Origin of the sequence: Nonomuraea sp. NPDC052129 (genome assembly GCF_040680095.1) — a bacterium.
In the GTDB taxonomy this organism is placed as follows: Bacteria; Actinomycetota; Actinomycetes; order Streptosporangiales; family Streptosporangiaceae; genus Nonomuraea.
The window spans coordinates 127065-148970 of the sequence record NZ_JBFAVX010000008.1; the positions used below are offsets into that span (position 1 = coordinate 127065).

General features: G+C 70.1%; 19 protein-coding genes. 6 read left to right on the forward strand and 13 right to left on the reverse strand.

The window, feature by feature from the left end; genetic code table 11:
- Positions 1-99: 99 nt before the first annotated feature.
- From glgB to sppA, 4 genes are all read left to right on the forward strand, one after another.
- On the forward strand, positions 100-2259 hold the full coding sequence (glgB, locus tag AB0L53_RS20325) for a 1,4-alpha-glucan branching protein GlgB (protein WP_363996254.1): 2160 nt from the start codon (positions 100-102) through the stop codon (positions 2257-2259).
- 65 nt (positions 2260-2324) lie between these two features.
- Positions 2325-4211: a S8 family serine peptidase gene (locus AB0L53_RS20330; RefSeq protein ID WP_363995787.1), complete on the forward strand. Its 1887-nt coding sequence runs from the start codon at positions 2325-2327 to the stop codon at positions 4209-4211.
- Between the two features lie 110 nt (positions 4212-4321).
- A complete protein-coding gene (locus AB0L53_RS20335; RefSeq protein WP_363995790.1) occupies positions 4322-5719 on the forward strand; it encodes a S8 family serine peptidase in 1398 nt (465 codons plus the stop codon).
- 81 nt (positions 5720-5800) lie between these two features.
- On the forward strand, positions 5801-7498 hold the full coding sequence (sppA, locus tag AB0L53_RS20340) for a signal peptide peptidase SppA (RefSeq protein ID WP_363995793.1): 1698 nt from the start codon (positions 5801-5803) through the stop codon (positions 7496-7498).
- 63 nt (positions 7499-7561) lie between these two features.
- Here sppA and AB0L53_RS20345 read toward each other — a convergent pair whose 3' ends face one another.
- From AB0L53_RS20345 to AB0L53_RS20365, 5 genes are read right to left on the reverse strand one after another with little or no spacing between them, the layout of a single operon-like run.
- Complete coding sequence (locus AB0L53_RS20345; RefSeq protein WP_363995796.1) at positions 7562-8047, reverse strand: flavin reductase family protein; 486 nt, start codon at positions 8045-8047, stop codon at positions 7562-7564.
- A 40-nt stretch (positions 8048-8087) separates the two neighbouring features.
- Complete coding sequence (locus AB0L53_RS20350; protein ID WP_358539189.1) at positions 8088-9017, reverse strand: ABC transporter substrate-binding protein; 930 nt, start codon at positions 9015-9017, stop codon at positions 8088-8090.
- Between the two features lie 36 nt (positions 9018-9053).
- Positions 9054-9725, reverse strand: coding sequence for an ABC transporter permease subunit (locus AB0L53_RS20355; RefSeq protein ID WP_363995799.1), 672 nt, complete (start codon positions 9723-9725; stop codon positions 9054-9056).
- A complete protein-coding gene (locus tag AB0L53_RS20360; RefSeq protein ID WP_363995802.1) occupies positions 9722-10396 on the reverse strand; it encodes an ABC transporter permease in 675 nt (224 codons plus the stop codon). Before AB0L53_RS20360 ends, AB0L53_RS20355 begins: the two co-directional genes overlap by 4 nt.
- A 22-nt stretch (positions 10397-10418) precedes the next feature.
- A complete protein-coding gene (locus tag AB0L53_RS20365; RefSeq protein ID WP_358539183.1) occupies positions 10419-11477 on the reverse strand; it encodes an ATP-binding cassette domain-containing protein in 1059 nt (352 codons plus the stop codon).
- A gap of 265 nt (positions 11478-11742) precedes the next feature.
- On the opposite strand from AB0L53_RS20365, the gene AB0L53_RS20370 reads away from it, so the two are divergent.
- Positions 11743-13323 carry a hypothetical protein gene (locus AB0L53_RS20370; protein WP_363995805.1) on the forward strand — a complete coding sequence of 527 codons (1581 nt, stop codon included), beginning with the start codon at positions 11743-11745 and terminating at the stop codon, positions 13321-13323.
- Here the strand turns inward: AB0L53_RS20370 and AB0L53_RS20375 are convergent.
- The 7 genes from AB0L53_RS20375 to AB0L53_RS20405 form a co-directional block, all read right to left on the reverse strand.
- A complete protein-coding gene (locus AB0L53_RS20375) occupies positions 13320-13451 on the reverse strand; it encodes a hypothetical protein (protein ID WP_363995808.1) in 132 nt (43 codons plus the stop codon). The two genes, AB0L53_RS20370 and AB0L53_RS20375, sit on opposite strands and share 4 nt — an antisense overlap.
- A gap of 72 nt (positions 13452-13523) precedes the next feature.
- Positions 13524-14690 (reverse strand): lipid-transfer protein, encoded by a 1167-nt coding sequence (locus AB0L53_RS20380; RefSeq protein ID WP_363995811.1) that lies wholly within the window; start codon positions 14688-14690, stop codon positions 13524-13526.
- Between the two features lie 69 nt (positions 14691-14759).
- Positions 14760-15173: a MaoC/PaaZ C-terminal domain-containing protein gene (locus AB0L53_RS20385; protein WP_363995814.1), complete on the reverse strand. Its 414-nt coding sequence runs from the start codon at positions 15171-15173 to the stop codon at positions 14760-14762.
- Complete coding sequence (locus AB0L53_RS20390; protein WP_363995817.1) at positions 15173-16183, reverse strand: bifunctional MaoC family dehydratase N-terminal/OB-fold nucleic acid binding domain-containing protein; 1011 nt, start codon at positions 16181-16183, stop codon at positions 15173-15175. The genes AB0L53_RS20385 and AB0L53_RS20390 overlap by 1 nt, the downstream gene beginning before the upstream one ends.
- Positions 16180-17334, reverse strand: a complete 1155-nt coding sequence (locus AB0L53_RS20395; protein ID WP_363995820.1) for an acyl-CoA dehydrogenase family protein — start codon at positions 17332-17334, stop codon at positions 16180-16182. The genes AB0L53_RS20390 and AB0L53_RS20395 overlap by 4 nt, the downstream gene beginning before the upstream one ends.
- Positions 17334-18374, reverse strand: coding sequence for an acyl-CoA dehydrogenase family protein (locus AB0L53_RS20400; RefSeq protein ID WP_363995823.1), 1041 nt, complete (start codon positions 18372-18374; stop codon positions 17334-17336). Before AB0L53_RS20400 ends, AB0L53_RS20395 begins: the two co-directional genes overlap by 1 nt.
- On the reverse strand, positions 18374-20056 hold the full coding sequence (locus AB0L53_RS20405) for an AMP-binding protein (protein ID WP_363995826.1): 1683 nt from the start codon (positions 20054-20056) through the stop codon (positions 18374-18376). Before AB0L53_RS20405 ends, AB0L53_RS20400 begins: the two co-directional genes overlap by 1 nt.
- A 242-nt stretch (positions 20057-20298) precedes the next feature.
- Between AB0L53_RS20405 and AB0L53_RS20410 the strand changes: the two genes are divergently transcribed.
- Positions 20299-20892 carry a TetR family transcriptional regulator gene (locus AB0L53_RS20410; protein ID WP_357644750.1) on the forward strand — a complete coding sequence of 198 codons (594 nt, stop codon included), beginning with the start codon at positions 20299-20301 and terminating at the stop codon, positions 20890-20892.
- A 6-nt stretch (positions 20893-20898) separates the two neighbouring features.
- On the opposite strand, the gene AB0L53_RS20415 is transcribed toward AB0L53_RS20410, so the two are convergent.
- Positions 20899-21861, reverse strand: a complete 963-nt coding sequence (locus AB0L53_RS20415) for a helix-turn-helix domain-containing protein (protein WP_363995829.1) — start codon at positions 21859-21861, stop codon at positions 20899-20901.
- Between the last annotated feature and the right edge of the window lie 45 nt (positions 21862-21906).

Genomic DNA, 21906 nt, shown 5'->3' on the forward strand with positions numbered 1-21906 from the left:
GCGATAAACCCAAGATTTCGCACTTTCGGTGATTGTCTGCCTGAATGCGGGCAGTGCCTGGGTTGTAGGTCTGACGTAGGGCAGGGTGGGAGCATGCCGATGAGGACAGAGCTCGACCGACTCGCGGGCGGAGCACACCACGATCCGCATTCCGTGCTGGGAGCACATCCCGTCGAGGGCGGTGTCACCTTCCGTACGCTGCGCCCGCTGGCCGAACGGGTCCGCGTGGTGCTGGACGACGGGACGGCCCACGATCTCAAGCACCAGGCCCACGGGGTCTTCGAGGCCACGGTCAAGGGGCTCGACAAGGTGCCCTCCTACTCCTTCAGCGTCCAGTACGCGGGCGCCGAGCCGTACCAGGCCCGTGATCCCTACCGGCATTGGCCCACGCTGGGCGAGGTGGACCTGCACCTCATCGGCGAGGGACGCCACGAGCGGCTGTGGGAGGTGCTCGGCGCGCGGGTGATGCGGCACGAGGACGTCGACGGCACCGCGTTCGCCGTCTGGGCGCCGAACGCGCGCGGCGTCCGGGTCGTCGGCGACTTCAACCACTGGGACGGCACCGCCTACCCGATGCGTTCGCTGGGCCGTTCCGGCGTGTGGGAGCTGTTCATTCCGGAGCTCGGGCGGGGCGAGCGGTACAAGTTCCACATCCTCGGCGCCGACGGCGTGTGGCGGGACAAGGCCGACCCGATGGCCAGGCGGACCGAGGTGCCGCCGCAGACCGCCTCCGTGGTCGAGCAGTCGGCCTACATCTGGGAAGACGACTCGTGGATGACCGAGCGCGCCGAGAAGAACGCGCAGCGGGGTCCGGCGAGCGTCTACGAGGTGCACCTGGGGTCGTGGCGGCCCGGTCTGTCCTATCTGGAGCTGGCCGAGCAGCTCGTCGACTACGTCCAGGACATGGGCTTCACGCATGTGGAGCTGCTGCCGGTGGCCGAGCACCCGTTCGGCGGGTCGTGGGGCTACCAGGTGACCTCCTACTACGCGCCGACGGCCCGGTTCGGGACGCCCGACGAGTTCCGCCACGTGGTGGACCGGATGCACCAGGCCGGGATCGGGGTGCTGCTCGACTGGGTGCCCGCGCACTTCCCGATGGACGACTGGGCGCTGGCGCGCTTCGACGGCACGCCGCTGTACGAGCACGCCGACCCCGCCCGTGGCGAGCACCCCGACTGGGGGACCTACGTCTTCGACTTCGGCCGCCGGGAGGTGCGCAACTTCCTGGTCGCCAACGCGCTGTACTGGATGAAGGAGTTCCACATCGACGGGCTGCGGGTCGACGCGGTCGCCTCGATGCTCTATCTCGACTACTCGCGGCGCGAGGGTGAGTGGACGCCGAACATCTACGGCGGCCGGGAGAACCTCGACGCGGTGGAGTTCCTCAAGGAGATGAACTCCGTCTGCTATCGGGAGGCGCCGGGCATCACGACCGTGGCGGAGGAGTCGACGGCGTGGCCGGGCGTGTCGCGGCCCGTGCACCTGGGCGGGCTCGGGTTCGGGTTCAAGTGGAACATGGGCTGGATGCACGACACGCTCAGCTATCTACGACATGAGCCGATATTTCGGCAGTACCACCACCATCAGATGACTTTTTCGCTCATGTACGCCTACTCCGAGAACTTCGTGCTGCCGCTGTCCCACGACGAGGTCGTACACGGCAAGGGCTCGCTGCTGGGCAAGATGCCGGGCGACGAATGGCAGCGCTTCGCCCAGCTCAGGGCCCTGCTGGCGTTCATGTGGGCGCATCCGGGCAAGCAGCTGCTGTTCATGGGCGGCGAGTTCGGCCAGGGTTCGGAGTGGTCGGAGGAACGCGGGCTCGACTGGTGGGTGCTGGAGTTCGACGGGCACGCCGGCGTACAACGGCTGGTGCGCGACCTCAACCGGCTCTACCGCGAGACCCCGGCCCTGTGGGAGCAGGACGCGGCGCCCGAGGGCTTCCGCTGGATCGACGCCGACGACGCGCGGGGTAACACCTTCTCGTTCGTCCGCTACGCGGCCGACGGGTCGGCGGTGGCGTGCGTGGCCAACTTCAGCGGCGGGCCCTACGAGAACTACCGGCTCGGCCTGCCGTACGGCGGGCAGTGGACGGAGATCGTCAACACCGACGCCTACGACTACTGGGGCAGCGGGGTCGGCAACATGGGCGAGGTCCAAGCCGTCGAGGAGCCCTGGCACGGCCTGCCGCACTCCGCCACGCTGCGGATTCCGCCGCTGGGCGCCGTGTGGCTGCGTCACGACGCGCTGGGAAGTGAGTGAGAGTTCGCTGAGAGGGGCCCTCCACCCCTGTGCGCGCCGGATAAATCCCCTTAAACTCCGGGATCGTGCGACTTCGCTCCTTGATCGTGTGCGCGATCCTGCTGGCCTTAGTGCCGGCCGCTCCGGCCTTCGCCGACGACCCCACGTCTACCCCGACACCTTCGCCGAGCGCGACCCAGGAGAAGCTCGAAGACGGCCTGGCGCTCACCGGCGGCACCGTACGCGCCATCGTCGAGCTGACCGACCCGGCGCAGAACGCGCCCGTGGCCAAGCAGGCGGCGGCCGACAGCGTGGACGTCGTGCTGCGGCCGGAGAGCCAGCCGTTCATGGTGGTCCAGGGCACCGCCGAGGAGCTGGCCGCGCTCGCCGCGGACTCGCGCGTCACCTCGATCCACCGCGATCGCGCCTATCCCCCGACGGCGGCGAACAACCTCACCCAGATCGGCGCCGATCAGGCGCACGCCCAGGGCTTCGTCGGCACCGGCCAGGCGGTGGCCGTGCTCGACACCGGCATCGACGAGGACCACCCGAACTTCGGCGGCCGGATCGTGGACGAGGCGTGCTTCTCCGCGGTGGACGAGGACTCGGGCGTGGAGTCGCTTTGTCCGAACCACCAGACCACGCAGACCGGCAAGGGCGCGGCCGACGCCATGACGGACAAGTGCCTGGCCAACGGGGAGAACCTGTGCGAGCACGGCTCCCACGTCGCGGGCATCGCGGCGGGCAACGGCGGCGTCGCGCCCGGCGCGGGGATCGTCGCGGTGCAGGTGTTCAGCCGGGTCAACGACGAGTCGGTCTGCTACGGCGAGCCGTCGTGCCTGCTGGCGTACGAGTCGTCGCTGCGGCTGGCCATGGACTACGTGGCCGCCTCGGCGCAGCCGATCGCCGCGGTGAACCTCAGCCTGGGCGGCGGGCTGCCCGAGACCTCGTGCGACGACAGCGAGGAGGGCGCGATCTTCAAGCCGAAGATCGACGCCCTGTTGGCCAAGGGCATCGCGACCGTCGTCGCGGCTGGCAACGAGTACTCCGAGGGCGCCTCGTTCCCCGCCTGCATCACCTCCGCGGTGGCCGTGGGCGCGAACGACGACAGCGACGCGATCGCCGACTTCTCCAACCGGGGCGCCGGGGTGGACCTGTTCGCGCCGGGTGTGGACATCGACTCGTCGGTCCCCGACAACAAGACGGCCGTCTACAGCGGCACCTCGATGGCGACTCCGCACGTGGCGGGCGCGCTGGCGCTGCTGAAGGCGCAGTCCCCGCAGTCCCCGATGACCGAGCTGATCGACAAGCTCAAGTCGACCGGCCGCCCGTACGTCTATCAGGTCGCCGACGGCACCCAGGTCACCACGCCGCGCCTGGACGTGCTCGCCGCGCTGACCGGCAGCGCGCCGCAGCCGCCCATCACCCAGACCCCGGCGCCGGCCCCCGACGACCCCGACCCGTCCGACCCGGACCCCGAGCCCGACCCGTCGGACAGCAGTGGCCCCACGCCGACGCCCGAGCCGTCGGAGACGAACCCGACGCCTGTCCCGCTGCCGACCCTCACCGTGACGGTGACGGTCACGGTCACCCCCAAGGCTCCCGCCACGGTGTGTACGCGCGGTACGACCGGCACCCGCCTGACGGCCAAGAAATGGGCCGTGGAGCTGCACCGGAGCACCGGCAAGCTGCCTGACGCCACGCTCACCTGCTACCTGAGCCTGGCGCAGAAGGCCAGTACGGTCTTCCCCGAGCTGACCAAGGCATCGACCTTGGGCACCGCGTACAGGGTGCTGAAGGCCAACAAGACCAACCGCGCGAAGCTGGACGCCGCCCTGCTGACGGGCTGGCTGAACTGGGCCCACGGAGCCAACGGGACAACCACCTTGAAGTCCGCCGAAAAGGTGCGACTCACCACCAAGGCCACAAGTGCCGCACTGAAGAAGGCGGCGAAGAGCGTCCTGCCGAAGTAGCGGCAAAGGTTTCTCTGGCGTAGATGCGTCACTTGGGAAACAGCGACATCACCCTTCTCGTGGGTGGGGATTGTGCAGGCAATATGCCTTTCCCCACCACGGAGGAACCAGTGAAGCTACGACCGCTGCTGACCGGCATGGTCGCGCTCGCCACGGTCTCGGCCGCGCTCGTCGCGGCCCCGGCCGGCAGCGCGGACAGCCGCGCCGGCGGCCCGCTCATCAGCCCGGCGCTCATCGCTGAGATGCAGAGGACGCAGCGCGTCCGCTCGATCGTCGAGCTCCATCCGGGCCAGGACGGCGAAGCCGTCGCCAGGGACATCATGGCGGCCTCCGCGGCCGCGCGGATCGTCGAGACGGCGAAGTCGCCGAACTTCTTCGTGGCCGAACTCGACGACGCGTGCCTGGACGCGCTCAGGGACGACCTCCGCGTCAAGTCCGTCTACCAGGATGAGCTGAGCTCGGCCTTCATGGACGACAACTCCAAACTCCTGGACGTGAGCACCAAGGTGATCGGCTCCGATCGGGCCAACGCGGCGGGCTGGACCGGCAAGGGCGCCACGGTCGCCATCCTCGACACCGGCATCGACGAGGACCATCCGTTCTTCGCCGGCCGGATCACGGACGAAGCCTGCTTCTCCTCCGCGAACCCGAGCGTCGAGGCCGTCTCGCTCTGCCCGAACGGGCAGCCCAGCCAGACCGGCCTCGGCGCGGCGAACGCCAAGACTCCGCTGTGCATCGCGAACGGCGTCAACCAATGCCGCCACGGCTCGCACGTGGCGGGCATAGCGGCGGGCGCGATGGTGCGGGGCGCTCCGTCCAACGGCGTGGCCCCGGCCGCGGCCATCCTGCCCATCCAGGTCTTCACCCGCATCAACAGCGCCACGGCCTGCGGCGCGGCGGGAGCCCCCGCGACCCCGTGCTTCCTGAGCTACACCTCCGACCAGAAGCTCGCGCTGGAGTACGTCGCGAAGGCGGCCAAGGCGCGGCACATCGCCGCGGTGAACATGAGCCTCGGCGGCGGCCGCATGTGGACCGAGCCGTGCGACAACGACCCGCGGGCCGGCACGCACAAGGCGCAGTTCGACGCCCTGCGGTCGCTCGGCGTGGCACCCGTGGTCGCGGCGGGCAACTCCGGCAACGACGGCGTCGCCTCTCCGGCCTGCGTCTCCAGCGCCATCGCGGTGGGCGCCACGGACGACAGTGACCAGATCGCCTCATTCTCCAACCGCGGCGCGATGCTGGACGTGTTCGCGCCCGGCGTCAAGATCAACTCGTCGGTGCCCGGTGGCACCTTCGCGGAGCTGAGCGGCACCTCGATGGCCGCGCCGCACGTGACCGGCGGGTTCGCGGTGATGAAGCAGGCCTTTCCCGGCCTGAGCGTCGCCCAGGTCATGGCGAAGCTGCAGAACACCGGCATGGACATCTCCTACAGCAGCGAGTTCACCGAGGTGAGCACCGAACGGATCAACCTCGCCAGGGCGATCCTGCCGGCCCGGTCCGCCCTCTAAACCCTCGCCCGGCCTGCCGTCCTGCCCTCGGCAGGAGTTTGGTCAACCCATGACCGACTCCTGCCGCTTAGGGTGGCTTTTATGGACGCAGGCAAGGCGATCTTGGATACCGTTGACAGGTTTCGCCAGCGGCGCACCGCCCCGCTGGTACTCGAGCTCGATCTGACCGAAGGGCTCACCGAAGGGCCACCGGCGGACCCGCTCTCCGCTGTGCTGTCCATGCGCAAGACGCGGCTGGCCGATGTGCTCTCGGGCCTCAAGCGGGCCAGGCAGGACTCCCGGGTCAAGGCACTGATCGTGAAGATGGGCGGCAACCCGCTCGGTCTGGCGATGGTGCAGGAGCTGCGCCAGGCAGTGACCCAGTTCCGGGACTCGGGCAAGCTGACGGTCGCCTTCGCCGAGACGTTCGGCGAGTTCGGCAACGCCACCGTGCCCTACTACCTGGCCACCGCGTTCGAGCGGATCTACCTGCAGCCCAGCGGCGACGTGGGGCTGACGGGCGTGGCGCTGGAGCAGCGGTTCGTCAAGGGCACGCTGGCCAAGCTGGGCGTCGACTACGAGATCGGCCAGCGGCACGAGTACAAGACCGCGGCCAACATGTTCACCCAGGACCACATGACCGAGCCGCACCGCGAGTCGATGACCCGCATCGTCGAGTCGGTCATCGAGCAGGTCGGCGCGGGCATCGCCGAGGGCCGCCGGCTCGACCCGGCCAAGGTGCGCGAGCTGATCGACCAGGGGCCCTTCATCGGCGCCGAGGCGCTGGAGGCCGGCCTGGTCGACGGGCTGGCCTACCGCGACGAGGTCTACGACGAGGTCAAGCGGGCCGCGGGCGGTGAGCCGCATCTGCAGTACGTCTCCCGCTACGCCAAGGCCGCGGCCGTACGCAAGCTGCCGCACCCGACGGCCGACGGCATCGCGCTCGTCCACGGCAACGGGCAGATCAGGTCCGGCCGCAGCGGACGCAGCCCGCTCGGCGGCGGCGGCGCGATGGGCTCCGACACGGTGAGCGCCGCGCTGCGGGCCGCCCGGCGCGACGAGCAGGTCAAGGCGATCGTGTTCCGGGTGGACAGCCCCGGCGGCTCGTACGTCGCCTCGGACACGGTCTGGCGTGAGGTCGTGCTGGCCCGCAAGGTCAAGCCGGTGATCGTGTCGATGGGCGACGTGGCCGCCTCCGGCGGCTACTTCGTCTCGATGGCCGCCGACGTGATCGTCGCCCAGCCCGGCACGCTGACCGGCTCCATCGGCGTGTTCGCCGGCAAGCCGGTGATGCGGGAGCTGCTGGAGAAGGTCGGTGTCAACTCCGAGCTGGTGGCCGGGGGCGCCAACGCGGGCATGTTCTCCGCGACGCGCGCCTTCTCCCCCGAGCAGTGGGAGCGGGTCAACGCCTGGCTCGACCGTATCTACGATGACTTCGTGGGCAAGGTCGCCGAGGGTCGCGGCCTGACCCGGGAGCGCGCCCACGAGCTGGCCCGCGGCCGCGTCTGGACCGGCTCCGACGCCCGATCCTGCGGCCTGGTCGACGAGCTGGGCGGGCTCGAGGACGCGCTCGGCATGGCCAGGAAGCGCGCGGGCCTGGGCACGGAGGCGCCCGTGCGGGTCTATCCGCGGCTCAACCCGCTGGAGCGGCTGCTGGGCCCGGAGTCGAGTGAGGACAAGGCCGCCGCGCTGGCCCGGGTCCGCCTGGAAGCCTGGGGGCCGCTCGCCCGGCTCTCCGCCGAGCTGGGCCTCCCGGCCGCCGGGCCGCTGACCCTCCCGAGCTGGTACGCGATCCGCTGAGAGCGCCGTACGTGATGTGCGCTTGGCGCTTGCGTACGTAAGCGCCTTTCGTACGCCCTGCTGTCAGGAGCCGCCCATCGGGCGGTAGCGGGTGCGGAGCCGGACCAGCGGCTGGAGCGACGCCGTGATGTACGGCACCGCGAGCACACGCGCGACGAACAGCGTGTGATCCCCGGCGGGGACCACCTGGGTGGTCTCCGCCTCCAGGGCCGCGACGCCGCCCTCGACGACGAGCGCGTCCGAGTGAGTGCCGCGGTGGTGCGCGATGCCCGCCACCAGGTGCCGGGCGCTGGGCCGGCCGACGGTGGCGAAGCGGCTGGCGATCGCGGCCTGGCCGGCCGACAGGAGCGAGGCCGCCCAGCGGTCCTGGCGCAGCAGCACCTCGCAGAGGTAGCCGCCGCTGCCCAGACTCACCAGGATCAGCGGCGGCTCCAGCGAGACCGACATCAGCGCCGAGACCGTGGTGCCCAGATCGTCGCGGCCGTCGCGTACGGTGACCACCGCCACGCCCGCCGCGAGCTGCGCCATCGCCTCGGTGAACTCGCTCACGACGAGAGCCCCCGGAGTGCGGGGACCCTCGCCGGGCGGGTCAGCCGAGACCGTTGGAGGTCAGCCATTCCTTGGCCACCGTGGCGGGCTCGTCCTTGTTGACGGCGATCTTCTGCATCATGTCGAGCAGCGACTGCGTGGTGAGCTTGGCCGAGATCGCGTTGAGCGTGGTCTTGACCGTGTCATTCACAGCCGCCTTGTTGACCAGCGGCGTCACGTTCTGGGCGGCGAAGAGGTTCTTCGTGTCCTGGAGCGAGACGAGGTTGTTGGCGGCGATCTTCGGGTCGGTGCTGAACACGTTGCCGACCTGGACCGTGCCGTCCTTGATGGCGTCGGCGGTCGTCGCGCCGGTGGCCTTCCAGTCCTTGAACTCGATCCCGTAGACCGACTTGAGCTCCGCCTCCCAGCGCTTCTTGAACTCGGCCGGAGCTCCGATGACCATGGTCTTGGACACCTTGGCCAGGTCGTCCATGGTGTTGAGGGACTGCTTGGCCTGCGTGTCCTTGCTGATCGTCAGGGTGTCCTTGTCCTCGGCGGGAGAGGAGTCGAGGACCTCGAGCTCGGGCGGCAGTTTCTCCTTGAGCCCGGCGTTGACCTCGTCGGTGGTCTTCGCCTTGGTCTCCTTGTCGACGAAGGCCAGCAAGTTGCCGTTGTACTCGGGCACGACGGTCAGGCCGCCGCTCTTGACCTGGTCGTAGATGACCTCGCGGGTGCCGATGTTGGGCTTCTCCTCCACCTGCACGCCCTTGGACTGGAGCGCCTGGGCGTAGATCGAGGCCAGCAGGGTGTTCTCATCGAAGTTGGCGGAGCCGATGATGACCTTGCCACCACCACTCGCGGAGGCCGAGCCGCTGGGCGCGGCGCTCGTGGTGTCGAGCGGGTTACCTCCACCACTGCCGCCACCCCCACAAGCGGCCAACGCGAGCGATGCCGTCAGCAGCACCGCCGCGGTGCCGAACATGCGTTTCATCGTTATTTCCTTCCTTAGCGGCAGGTATTGGAGAGATTAGCGGACCTTGACCCGCTGACTCACCCCTGGGGAGACCGTCACCCTCCGAACGAGGGTGAACAGCACCTGCACGACGAGCGCGAACAACACAATCAGTACTGAACCCCCGACGACACTGGCGTAATCCTGAGTCGAGAAGCCGTCGATGACGAATCGCCCCAGCCCGCCCAATCCGGTGTAGGCCGCGATCGTGGTGGTGGCGACCACCTGAATGGCCGACAGCCGGAGCCCCAGAAGGATCAGCGGCAGCGCCACAGGCACCAGCACCCGCCCGAGCACCTGCCCGCTCCGCAGGCCCATCCCGTAGGCGGCGTCACGCAGCTCCGGGTCCACGCCCCTGATGCCCTCGAAGGTGTTGACCAGGATCGGCGGTATGGCCAGGAGCACCAGCGGAATGATCACCGGCAGGATGGACGCGGTGCCCAGCAGCAGCACGAACAGCACCAGCAACCCCAGCGTCGGCAGCGCCCTGGCCAGGTTGGCCGTGACCACCACGCCGACTCCGCCCTTGCCGGTGTGCCCGATGAGCAGGCCGAGCGGGATCGCGATCAGCACGGCCAGGGCCAGCGCCATGACCGAGAACTCCAGGTGTTCGAGCAGCCGCGCGGGGATGCCCGCCGGGCCCGACCAGTTGTCGGCCTTGCCGAAGAACTCCAGCAGCCAGTTCACGCGGACCTCCTAGCCCGGACCCAGGGCGTGAGCAGCCGCTGGGCGAGCACCAGGAGGCCGTCGGCGATGAGGGCCAGCAGCACGATCAGCACGATGCCGACCAGCGCGGGCGGCACGAACGGGTTCTGGTAGGCCCTGGTGAACAGCATGCCCAGGCCGCCCTGCCCGATCAGCGCGCCGACGCTCACGAGGCTGATGCTGGAGACGGCGACCACCCGGAGCCCGGCGATCACGACGGGCGTGGCGATCGGCAGCTCCACCTGCACCAGGCGGCGCAGCGGCGTGAACCCCATCGCGACGGCCGACTGCCGCACGTGCTCGGGCACCGCGCCGAGCCCGTCGACGACCGACGGGATGAGCACGGCGCAGGCGTAGAAGGTCAGCGGCACGATCACGGTCGTCTTCGACAGGCCGGTGAACTGGATGAGCAGCATGAAGACCGGCAACGACGGCAGCGCGTAGATGACGTTGAACACGCCCGTGGTCGGCTGGTAGAGCCAGCGCCAGCGCACGCTGGCCAGCCCCAGCGGCAGCGCCACGATCAGCGCGACGACGATCGGCACCAGCGACATGATCAGGTGGTCGCCGAGCAGGTTCTTGATGCTGTCGACCCGGCCGGTGTCCCAGTTGCGCGCGATCCACTCCCATATGGAGGGAGGTCCATCGGCCATCGCCCATAGGGAGGGAGGTCCGTCAGCCATCGGCCGCCTCCGCCAGTGCCTCGTCGAGCGCCTCCCGGGTGGCGGCGCCGACGACCTTGCCGTCCCCGTCGACGGCCACCGCGCAGCCCGACGGCGACAGCAGCGCCGCGTCGAGGGCCGAGCGCATCGAGTCGCGGCCGAGCACGAACGTCCCGTACGGCTCCAGCTCGGCGGGCCGCTCGCGCGAGATCCAGCCGACCGGCCGGTCGTCCCCGGTGACGACGAGCAGCCACGGCTCGTCCGTGGGCCCCTCGAAGCCCTCGGGCACGGTCAGGTCGTCGCGCAGGCGCAGACCCTCCGTCGAGATGAACTGCAGGCGCCTGATGCCCCGGTCATGACCGAGGAACTCGCGGACGAAGTCGTCGGCCGGCTCCGACAACAGCGTCTTGGGGTCGGCCAGCTGCGCCAGCTTGCCGCCCACCCGCAGGACGGCCACCCGGTCGCCGAGCTTGATGGCCTCGTCGATGTCGTGGGTGACGAAGACGATGGTCTTGTTCAGCTCCGCCTGCAGCCTGAGCAGCTCTTCCTGCAGGCTGGTGCGGACGATCGGGTCGACCGCGCTGAACGGCTCGTCCATGAGCAGCACCGGCGGGTCCGCCGCGAGCGCCCTGGCCACACCGACCCGCTGCTGCTGCCCGCCGGACAGCTGGAACGGGTAACGCTCGCCCATGGCCGAGTCGAGCCCCACGCGTTCGAGCAGCTCCATGGCGCGATCACGGGCCTTCTTGCGATCCCAGCCGAGCAAATAGGGGACGGTGGCGATGTTGTCAACGATCTTCCGGTGCGGGAAGAGCCCGGCCTGCTGGATGACATAGCCAATGCCGCGCCGCAACGTCGGCGGATCGATGCCCTGTACGGGCTCACCGTCAAGGAGGATCCGCCCCTCTGAGGCGTCGATCATCCGGTTGATCATTCGGAGGGACGTCGTCTTCCCGCAACCGGAGGGGCCGACGAACACAGTGATCTCACCTGTCGGCGCCTCAAGGCTCAGGTGATCGACTGCGACCGTGCCGTCCGGATAGCGTTTGGTGACGTCGTCAAATGTGATCACGCGCGACCTCTCGCGTTCGTGGCGGGGGCCGCAGCCCCCCTGCTACGGCCGCCGCATGATCTCTCAGGACGACCAGACTACGGCGATCCAGCGCACTCTGTCCCCTCGGGCCTCTGTGAAACGCTTCAGCTAGCTGCAAGATTCATGGGAAATGCCGTTCTGATAGTGCGCGGTACCTGGGTAAGTTGGCATGATTGACACCACAAACTCAGACGCCGCACCCCCCACCTCAAGCGTCCGTATTTCAGCAAGAGGATCCGGCCCCGTGACAGACTTGCTCACCGATCACCCCTCCCGGGCGGAACTGATCGCGGAGCTCTACGACCGTTACGCCGCCGGGCTGTTCGCGTACTGCGCTGACCAGCTCGGAGACCACGGTTCCGCCGCCGACGCCCTGGTGTCCGTCCTCGGCTCCGCCGCCGACGCCTGGGCGTCCGCCCGCGGTTCCGGGGCCGCCGCCTCGATGTCCGCCCGCGCCGGCGGGCAGGCGGCGCCGCCTGCCCGCGCCGCCTTATTCGCGTTCGCCCGCCGCGAGATCCAGCGCCGCGATGTCGTCTACGCGCCGCCGGTGGTCGACCCGCTGATCGACCCGGCGTCCGCGCTGGTGGAGCGGGTCCTGCGGGAGCTGCGCCCGCACCAGCGCGAGGTGCTCGTGCTGTGCGAGGTGTGCGGGCTGGACCGCGCCGAGCTGGCCTGGGTGCTGGATGTGGCGCCCGACACGGCGGACGAGCTGGCCACCAGCGCCACGCACCGCTACCGGCAGGCGCTCGACACCACCCTGGCCTGCACAGAAACCCGCGTGACCAAGCCGGTGGCCGACGTCTACGGGGCGCTGGGTGTGGCGCCGTTGCGCGACGTACTGGGGCGGCTGCCCTGGCCACCGCCACCCGCCTCTCTCCACTCGCACTTCGCTCCTCAGGTCCCGCCCGGCCGTATGGCGGCGCCGATGTTCGTCAGGCCGCTCTGGCCGGGCCCGCCCACGTGGCCGCAGCCGTTGGCTGTGGCCGACGCGGCGACCAGCACCGGGATCTTCCCGACGGAGCTACTGACGCCGCCGTCACCGTCCCGCGTGCCGGAGCACGAGGCACCCACGGCACCGATGCCCAAACTCCGCGACCCGTTCGGACCCGGCCCCGCCCTTGAGGGCCCCGCTCCTGCCGGCCTGACTTCCGAGGGTCCGGCTCCTGACGGACAGCGGTTCTTCACGCCTCGGTCACCCAGCGCGCGACCGCCCGGAGACCTGCTCTCCGGCACGCGGCCATCTGGGGACCCGCTGTTCGGCGCGCGACCATCTGGGGACGCGCTCTCCGGCAGACGACCGTCCGACGACGCGCTCTTTGGCGCTCGGCCGTCCGGCGAAGCCCTCCCCGGCGCGCGGCCGGTGCGTGATGGGCTGTTCCGCTTGCCGCAGCCCGCTTCCGAGAAGCCCGCGCCTGCCCAGCCGGCCGACGAGCCCTTGCCGAAGCGGCCGTTCACTCTCTCGGCGTCCATTCCGGGAGACGTGCTGGACGACGAGCCGATCACCGAGGAACTGCCCGCCATCGGCGACATCCTCGTACACAAGGGCGAGGCCAGGGAGCCGGGCGCCTTCTTCGTCCCCAGGACCGCCGCCAGGGAGCCCATCTACCGCCTGCCGGCCCCACTGCCGTTCCCGCCGACGGTGGACGACCTGCCCATCGTGGACGACCTGCCCGAGGATCTCCCGGACGTACCGGAGGTACCGCGAGCCCGGGTACGTCCTGGCAAGGACAGGCACCACGACTGGGCGTGGGAACTGGTCGGGTTCCTGGTCTGCGTCGCCATCGCGATGATCGTCTTCTTCGCGGTCCCGCTCATCATCGGCTAGCTGCCCAGCACTGACCGCAGATCACTCACTGCCGGCCGCTCCCGCTGCTCCACCGGCACCGCCGACAACACCATCCGCCCGGCCTGTTCGACCAGCGTCGTCCGGTGGATGCCACCACGGACCGTCACAGAGATCGAGACGGTCGCGTCACGAACCGCCCGGGATTTCCCCGCCGACGGCCGGAGCCGCCCAAGGCGCCGTCAGCCGGCCGACAGGATCAGCCCGCTGGTCGGAACACCGGTGCCCGCCGTGACCAGGACGTTGCGGACGCCGCTCACTTGGTTGGCGGAGGTGCCTCTCAGCTGGCGGACGGCCTCGGCGATGCCGTTCATGCCGTGGATGTAGGCCTCGCCCAGCTGGCCGCCGTTCGGGTTGACGGGCAGGCGGCCGCCCAACTCGATGCCGCCGTCCTGGAGGTAGTCGGGGGCCTCTCCCCGGCCGCAGAAGCCCAGCTCCTCCAGTTGGGCCAGGACGAACGGGGTGAAGTGGTCGTACAGGATGGCCGTCTGGATGTCCTGCGGGGTCAGGCCGGACATTTCCCATAGACGTCGGCCGACGACTCCCATCTCCGGCAGACCGCTCATGTCATCGCGGTAGTAGCTGGTCATCATCATCTGCCCCGCGCCCGACCCTTGGGCGGCGGCGGTGATCACGGCCGGGGAGCGGCGCAGGTCACGGGCCCGTTCGGTGGTCGTGACCACCAGGGCCACGGCCCCGTCGCTCTCCTGGCAGCAGTCGAGCAGGTGCAGCGGCTCCACGATCCACTTGGACTCCTGGTGCTCCGCCAGAGTGATGGGACGGCCGTGGAACCAGGCGGCGGGGTTCGTGGAGGCGTGCCTGCGCATGGCGACGGCCACCCGGCCGAAGTCCTCTGAGGTGGCGCCGTAGGTGTGCATGTACCGCTGGGCGAACATGGCCACCCACCCGGCGGGCGTCATCAGCCCGAACGGTACGTGCCAGCTCATCTCCAGCCCCTGCGAGGTCGGCTGGCCGCCCAGGCGGGCGTCCGGCTGCCCGAACCTCCGGCCGGACCGCTCGTTGAACGCCCGATAGCAGACGACGGTGGTGGCCATGCCGGTCGCGACGGCCATGGCGGCCTGCGCCACCGTGCCGCACGCCGCGCCGCCCCCGTACTCGACCCTGGAGAAGTACGTGAGCTCGCCGGCGCCGATCTCGCGGGCCACGGCGATCTCCTGGTTGGTGTCCTGGGTGAAGGTCACCATCCCGTCCACGTCACCCGGCGCCACCCCGGCATCGTCGAGCGCGGCGAACACGGCCTCGGCCGCCAGCCGCAGCTCCGACCGGCCGGATCGCTTGCTGAACTCGGTGGCGCCGATGCCGGCGATGGCGGCTCGTGACTTGAGCACTGACGTGCCACTCCTTCGGGTCAGGGGGCTCTGTACGGGTCGGGGTTGTTCGGGTGGGGGCCGTTCGGGTCAGGGGGCTGTGGGGAGGGTGAGGGTGATCGTGCCGGTGGCGTGGTCGCCGAGGCTGACCTTGCCGCGTACCTCGACCGTGAGCTCCCCCGCCGCCTGCGAGACGACCGTGCCCGTGAAGCTCAGCCGATCGCCCGCGTACGCCGGGACGCCGAGCTTGACGTTGATGCGCCTGATGATGGCCGCTGGACCCGCCCAGTCCGTGACGTACCGCTCCACCAGCCCCATCGTGGTCAGGATGTTGAGGAAGATGTCCTTGGAGCCCTGCGCGCGGGCGCGCTCGACGTCGTGGTGCACCGGGGTGAAGTCCATGGTGGCGAGGGCCGTGGAGACGACCACCGTGGGCGTGAGGTCGATCGACAGCTCGGGAAGCACCGAACCGATCTCGACCTGGTCTTCGGTCAACGTCGTCATCACGACTCCCCTGGCGCCCACATGGGCAGGACTAGTTCGTCGTCCAGCGCGCGATACGTCACGCGCAACGACATGCCGATACTGACGGCGTCGGTCGGACAGTCCACGATGTTTCCCACGATCCTCACCCCTTCCGGCAGCTCCACCACTGCCACCACGAAGGGCGTCTCGCGTCCCGGCACCGGGGGGTGGTGGTGGACGACGTAGCTGTAGACGGTGCCGTGGCCGCTCGCCACGGTGTGGGTGCGGTTGGTGGAGCGGCAGGCGGGACATATCGGGCCGGGCGGGTGGCGCAGCTCGCCGCAGTCGGCGCAGCGCTGGATGCGCAGCTCGCCCTGCTGGACGCCTTCCCAGAAGAAGGCCGTGTCGGCGTTGACGGCGGGGCGCAACGGGTACGGCTCGCGGCGGCCGGTCTCCGGGGGTTTCGCGGTCGCGGATGCTGCGGTCTCGGATGGCGTGGCCGTAGATGGTGCGGCCGTGGAGCTGGAGCGCCTGCCGATGCGTGGGCGAAATTTCAGGATTCGGAACATCATCTCGGCCACTGGTTCGTCCGCCTCGTCGTACCAGGTGACGTTCCAGGTGGCGAAGTAGCCCTCGCCGAGCGCCGTCCGCTTCGGGCCCACGAGGCTCGTGAAGCGGGTCGACGGGGTCAGGCGCTCGCCGAGCCGTACGTACCGGTGATAGGTCTGCTCGCAGTTCGTCGCCACCACGCCCGTGTAGCCGTGCGCCTGCAGCGCGGCGAGCATGTCGTCGACCGGCGAGCGGTCCTTGGCGTCCTGGCGGAGGCCCTGCATGGTCCAGACCTGGATCATCGCGGGCGGGGCGACCCCTTGGTCGAGGTAGGCCGGGTTCGCGTCGCCGAGGGCGGTCAGCCAGTGCCTGATCATGGGCACGTTCACCGGATCGGCCGCGGGGGTGCCGCGCATCCCCCCGAGGGCGACCTGCTTGTCCGCCAGCTCCCGCAGCTCCCTGTCCACGCTCGCGGAGTCGGTCATCGAGGGGTCGGTCATCGGGGCGGCCTCGGGAGGCTCAGGCCGAGCATCGCGATCAGCTCGCGCTGCACCTCGTTCACCCCGCCGCCGAACGTCAGCACCACCGCGCCCTTCACCCCGTGATCGGTGCGCTCCAGGAGCTCGGCCGTCTCCGGGTCCGACGGGTCGCCGTAGCGGGCCAGGATGTCGCCGATGAGCCGGCCGACCTCCTGCACTCGCTCCGAGGCGTAGATCTTGGTGGCCGACGCGTCGGGCGCGCCCAGCCAGCCGAGGTCCATGTTCGCCGCGACCTGCCAGTTGAGCAGCTCGTTCGTCCGGAAGTACGCCCGCACCCTGCCGAGCGCCCGTCGTACGTCCGGATTCTCCACCAGCCCGGTACGCCGCGCCCAGGCCAGGAAGCGGTCGTGGGTCTGGCCGAGGTTCCCGGCGGGACCGAGCGTGACGCGTTCGTGGTTGAGCTGGTTGACGATCAGGTCCCAGCCCTTGTCCACCTCGCCGACGACCATGCTCGCCGGGACGCGGACGTCGGCGTAGTAGGTGGCGTTCGTGTGGTGACGGCCGTCCATGGTGATGATCGGGGTCCAGGAGAAGCCGGGATCGTCGGTCGAGGCGATCATCATCGTGATGCCCTTGTGCTTCTTGGCGTCGGGGTTGGTGCGGGTGGCGAGCCAGATGTACTGGGCGTAGTGGGCGCCGCTGGTGAAGATCTTCTGGCCGTTGACGACGTAGTGGTCGCCGTCGAGCACCGCCGTGGTCCGCAGCGAGGCCAGGTCCGTACCGGCCTCGGGCTCGCTGTAGCCGATCGCGAAGTGGCACTCGCCGGCCAGGATGCTCGGCAGGAACATCTCCTTCTGCTCCTGCGTCCCGTACTGCATCAGGGTGGGCCCGACCGTCTGCAGCGTGATGATCGGGTACGGCACGCCGGCGCGGGCGATCTCGTTGGCGAAGATCTGCTGTTCGAGGGGGCCGTAGCCGGCGCCGCCGTACTCCTTCGGCCAGCCCAGGCCGAGCTTGCGGTCGCGGCCGAGCCTGCGGCAGTGCTCCATGTAGGCGGTGCCGAAGGGATCCTGGGAGATCTTGCGGCGGTCCTCGTCGGTGAGGCAGTTCTGGAAGTACTCGCGCAGCTCGTCGCGGAGCCTGCGCTGGTCGGGGGTCAGGTCGATCAGCATCAGACGAGCGCTCCGATCAGGTCGAGCTGGACGTCGGCGCCGCCGAGCAGGTGCGTCAGGTGCTTGGCGTGCGCGAAGTAGCGGTGCAGCGGGTACGTCACGTCGAGGCCCAGACCGCCGTGCAGGTGCTGGCAGGTGAAGAGCGCCTTGTACGCCTCACTGACGTGGAAGGCGGCCACGGCCAGGTCCTCCTCCGCCGGGAGGTCGTTGGCCAGGAGCCAGGCGCCCGACCACACGGCCACGTCGAGCGCCCGCGTGGCGATGTAGACGTCGGCGATCTGTACGGTGACCGCCTGGAACTCGGCCAGGGCCCGGCCGAACTGCTTCCTGTTCTTGATGTACTCGGTGGTCAATTTGAGAGCTCCGGCCAGCACGCCGCTCGCCTGGGCCGCGACGGCCGCCGTGAAGATCTGCCGCAGACTGGAGACCGCTTCCGGACCGGCCAGCCGCTCGGCCGGGGTCCGGTCGAGCACGATGGTGGCCAGCGACTCGCCGTTGGCGGCGAACTCCGGGTGCGCCGTCCATCCGCCGGCGACCAGGAACACCCCCTCGGCGGCCGTGACCAGCATGTACGCCGCCTCGCCCCCGTACGGGACCCCGACCTTGCGGCCTGTCAGCACCCACCCGTCGCTATTCCTCTCAGCGGCGGTCACGGGCGGGGCCGCCGGCGCCCAGCCCGGCTCCCGCAGCGCCACAGTGCCGACGCCGTCGGCCGGCGGGCGCTGCTGCGCGGGTGTGCCGTAGCGGGCCAGCGCGAGCGTGCTCACCAGCGTCGCCAGCGCGGGCGCCGGTGCGGCCCGCGCGCCGAACTCGCGGAGCACCACGGCCAGCTCGACGGACCCGAGCCCGGCGCCACCCGCGTCCTCCGGTACGCACACGCTCATCAACTCCGCCTGGCACAGCGCCTGCCAGAGCCGTTCGTCATACGGCCGGCCGCTCTTCTCGTGCGCCTCCAGCCGCTCCGGGGTCGCCTCCTTCGCCAGGAGGTCGGCGGTCAGGGTACGCAGGTCCTGCTGGGTCTCATCCAGGTTGAAATCCACTATTTCTCCAAAAGGTGTTGCCGGCCGTGCCGGGCGAACTCCCGCTCGATCGCCGCGACGTCCGCGCCGCCCAGTAATCGGATCTCCGCGCCCGCAGGACGCCACCAGACGGGGTCGGCCGTCCGCCAGCCCTCCTGCACCAGGACACGCTTGACGACCTTGTGCGAGGGGGTCTGGGGCAGGCCGTCGGAGATGCGTACGTACCGGGGGAACGACTTGGCACCCAGATCGCGGCGCCCGGCGAGGAACCCGGCGAACGCGACGGGGTCGAACGCCGCCTCCATGACCAGCGCCGCCATGACCTGGTCTCCGGCCGCCGCGTCCGGCACCGGGTAGGCGGCCGCCTCGATCACGCCAGGGAACTCCCGCAGGACCGCCTCGATGGGGGCCACCGCCAGGTTCTCGCCGTCCACGCGGAGCCGCTCGGTGCCTCGCCCGGCGAAGAACACGTAGCCGTCGGCGTCCGCGTACGCCAGATCGCCCGACCAGAACGCGCCCTCCCGCATCCGCTCGGCGTCGGCCTCCGGGTCGTTGTAGTAGCCGTCGAACAGGCCGAGGCCACCGATGTTCACCAGCTCGCCGATCGCCTCATCGGGGTTGAGCAGCCGCCCGTCCTCGACGCGGCCCGGTGGGCACGGCAGGCCGGTCAGCCAGCTGCGGATCTCGATGCCCGCCGGCAGCCTGCCGAGGCAGCCGGGCGGTCCCGTGGGGTCCGGGGTGAGCGAGATGGCCGTCTCTGTCGACCCGAACGCGTCGATCACGTGACAGCCGTACCGCTCCCCGAACCGTCTGGTCGCCGTAGCACTCCCCTCGTTGCCGAAGGCGAGCCTCAGGGGGTTGTCGGCGTCGTCGGGCTGCCGCGGGGTGGCCAGAACATAGGAGAGCACTTTGCCGACGTAGTGGAGGTACGTACAGCCGTATCGCCTGATGTCCGGCAGCAGGCCCGACGCGGAGAACCTCCGGCGCAGCACCAGCGCCGCCCCTGACGCCACGGCGGGGGCGTAGGCGGCCATGACGGCGCCGGAGTGGAAGAGCGGCATCGCGCAGTAGACGGCGTCGGCGGGGGTCAGCATCGCGGCCAGCGAGACGCCGGGGACGGCGATCTTCCGCTGCGTGATCCGCACTGCCCTCGGCCGTCCGGACGTCCCGGAAGTGAAGATCAGCATGACCAACGCGCCCGGATCAGCCGGACTCGTGCCCGGATCAGGGCTCGCGTCCGGCTCAAGGCGCGCGTCGGGATCAGGGCTCGCGTCCGGCCCCGGAAGAGGCAGGTCCGGCGTGTCCCCCGAGCCCCAGTCCGGGACGGGCGTCGAGACCGTACCCGAGGCTTCGGCGACGGACCGCGCCACCGTCTCGTAAGGCGCGTCCCACAGCAGGAGGCCGACGTCGGTGGCCTGGGCGTCGCGGGTCAGCTCCGCCACCGATCGGGTCGGGTTCAGCGCCACCAGCACCCGCCCGGAGAGCGCGGCCCCACCCAGCAGGAACACCATCTCCGGAACGTTGTCGCAGAGCACTCCCACGTGCGGCGGCCCGTCGAAGGAGCGGGCGTTCAGCCAGGCGGCGGCGGTACGGCAGGCGGCCACGACCGAGCGCCACGACCACACGCGATCCTCGAACACCAGCCCCGGACGGTCATCATCGGCCCGGGCCAGTAGCAGGGCGGCGAGTGTGTCCGCGGCCATCGACCCTCCCAGCAAGCGCTCGGTCAACAGTTCCGCAAACTAGAACAGATTCTAATATCTGTCCAGCCACGACACATCACAACAAGTCTGGATATATGCCTGTAGCGCCGCAGACATGCGTCTATGCAGGCTCTTTGTGACTCGCGAGTAACAAGCCGAGTTATCGAGAAATCAGATAACGTGTTCTCATGCGTACCCCGCAGGCGACCACCGCCGCGCCCCCCAGCGACACCGAGGGGATCATGGAGAGCCATTCCACGTCCGGCGGTCACAGCGTCCGTACGCGTAGCCAGCACCAGCGCCGCAAGCGCATCGTCCAGGCCGCCGCCGCCCTGGCCTCGCGCGGCGGCGTCGAGGCCATGCAGATGCGTACGGTCGCCGAGCGGGCCGGAGTCGCGCTCGGCACCCTCTACCGCTACTTCCCGTCGAAGATGGACCTGGTCGTGGCGGTCGTCGGCGAGGAGATCGACCTGCTGGAGAGCAGCATCCAGCGCCGTCCGCCGAGCGCCTCCACCCCGGCGGGCCGCGCGGTCGACGTCCTGATGCGCGCCACACGCGGCCTCATGCGTGAGCCGGAGCTGGCCGACGCCCTGATCCGGTCGCTGATCATGGCCGAGGTGGAGACGCCGTTCGGCGACCGGATGACGGGGCTGCTGCTGCGCGTGTCGGCCGACCTCACGCGGGATCGGGCCAGCGAGGTGCAGCTCGACCTGGCGGGGTCGCTGTCCAGCGTGTGGGTGCAGGAGCTGCTGGAGATGCTGCGCGGGCGCCGCACCTATGAGCAGATCCAGCGCCGCATCGAGATCGCCGCCGCACGGCTGGTCAACGACCTCTAGTCGTCGTCAGCCGACGGCCCTGAAGGTGCGGCGATACGCGTGCGGGGACACCCCCAGTGACGCGTGCAGGTGCTGCCTCATGGAGGCCGCCGTGCCGAACCCCGCCTGCTCCGCCACCCGGTCCACCGGCAGGTCCGTGGTCTCCAGGAGGTGTCTGGCCAGCTCCACGCGTTGCTGGAGCAGCCATTGGCCGGGGCTCTGGCCTACCTCGTGGCGGAAGTGCCGGGTGAAGGTGCGTCGGCTCATGCCCGCGTGTTCGGCCAGGTCGGCCAGCTGGAGAGGGGTGGACAAGTGCTGGAGGGCCCAGGCCCGGGTGGGGGCGGTGCCGGAGGCCGACGGTTCGGGGACCGGGCGTTCGACGTACTGGGCTTGGCCGCCATCCCGCCACGGGGGGACGATGCAGTGGCGGGCCACCTGGTTGGCGATCTCGCTGCCGTGGTCGCGCCGCACCAGGTGCAGGCAGAGGTCCACACCCGCTGACGCGCCCGCCGAGGTGAGCACGTCCCCGTCGTCCACGAACAGCACGTCCGAGTCCATCCGCACGTCGGGGAAGAGGCGGGCGAAGCGCTCGGCGTGCCGCCAGTGGGTGGTGGCCGGGCGGCCGTCGAGGAGGCCCGCGGCCGCGAGGACGAAGGTGGCGATGCAGATCGAGACGACGCGGGTGCCCGGCCGTATCAGGGAGAGGGCGTCGAAGAGCTCGGGAGGCAGCGACTCCGCGCCGGTGATGTCCGCGAAGCCGGCGGCGGCGGGGATGACGACGGTGTCGGCGCTCGCCAGCGCGCCCGCGTCGTGTTCGACGGCGATCGTGTAGTCGGCGGCCGTGGCGACGGGGCCACCGTCGAGCGTGCAGGTGATCACCTCGTAGAGCGGCTCGCCTCCCGGATCACGTGCCGTGCAGAAGATCCTTGACGGCACGCTCAGCTCGAACGGGATGACGTTCGGCAGCGCCAGTACGACCACACGATGCATGGCCCGATCTTTACACATCTTGGCCTCCGGGCCACTCGCCGCCCG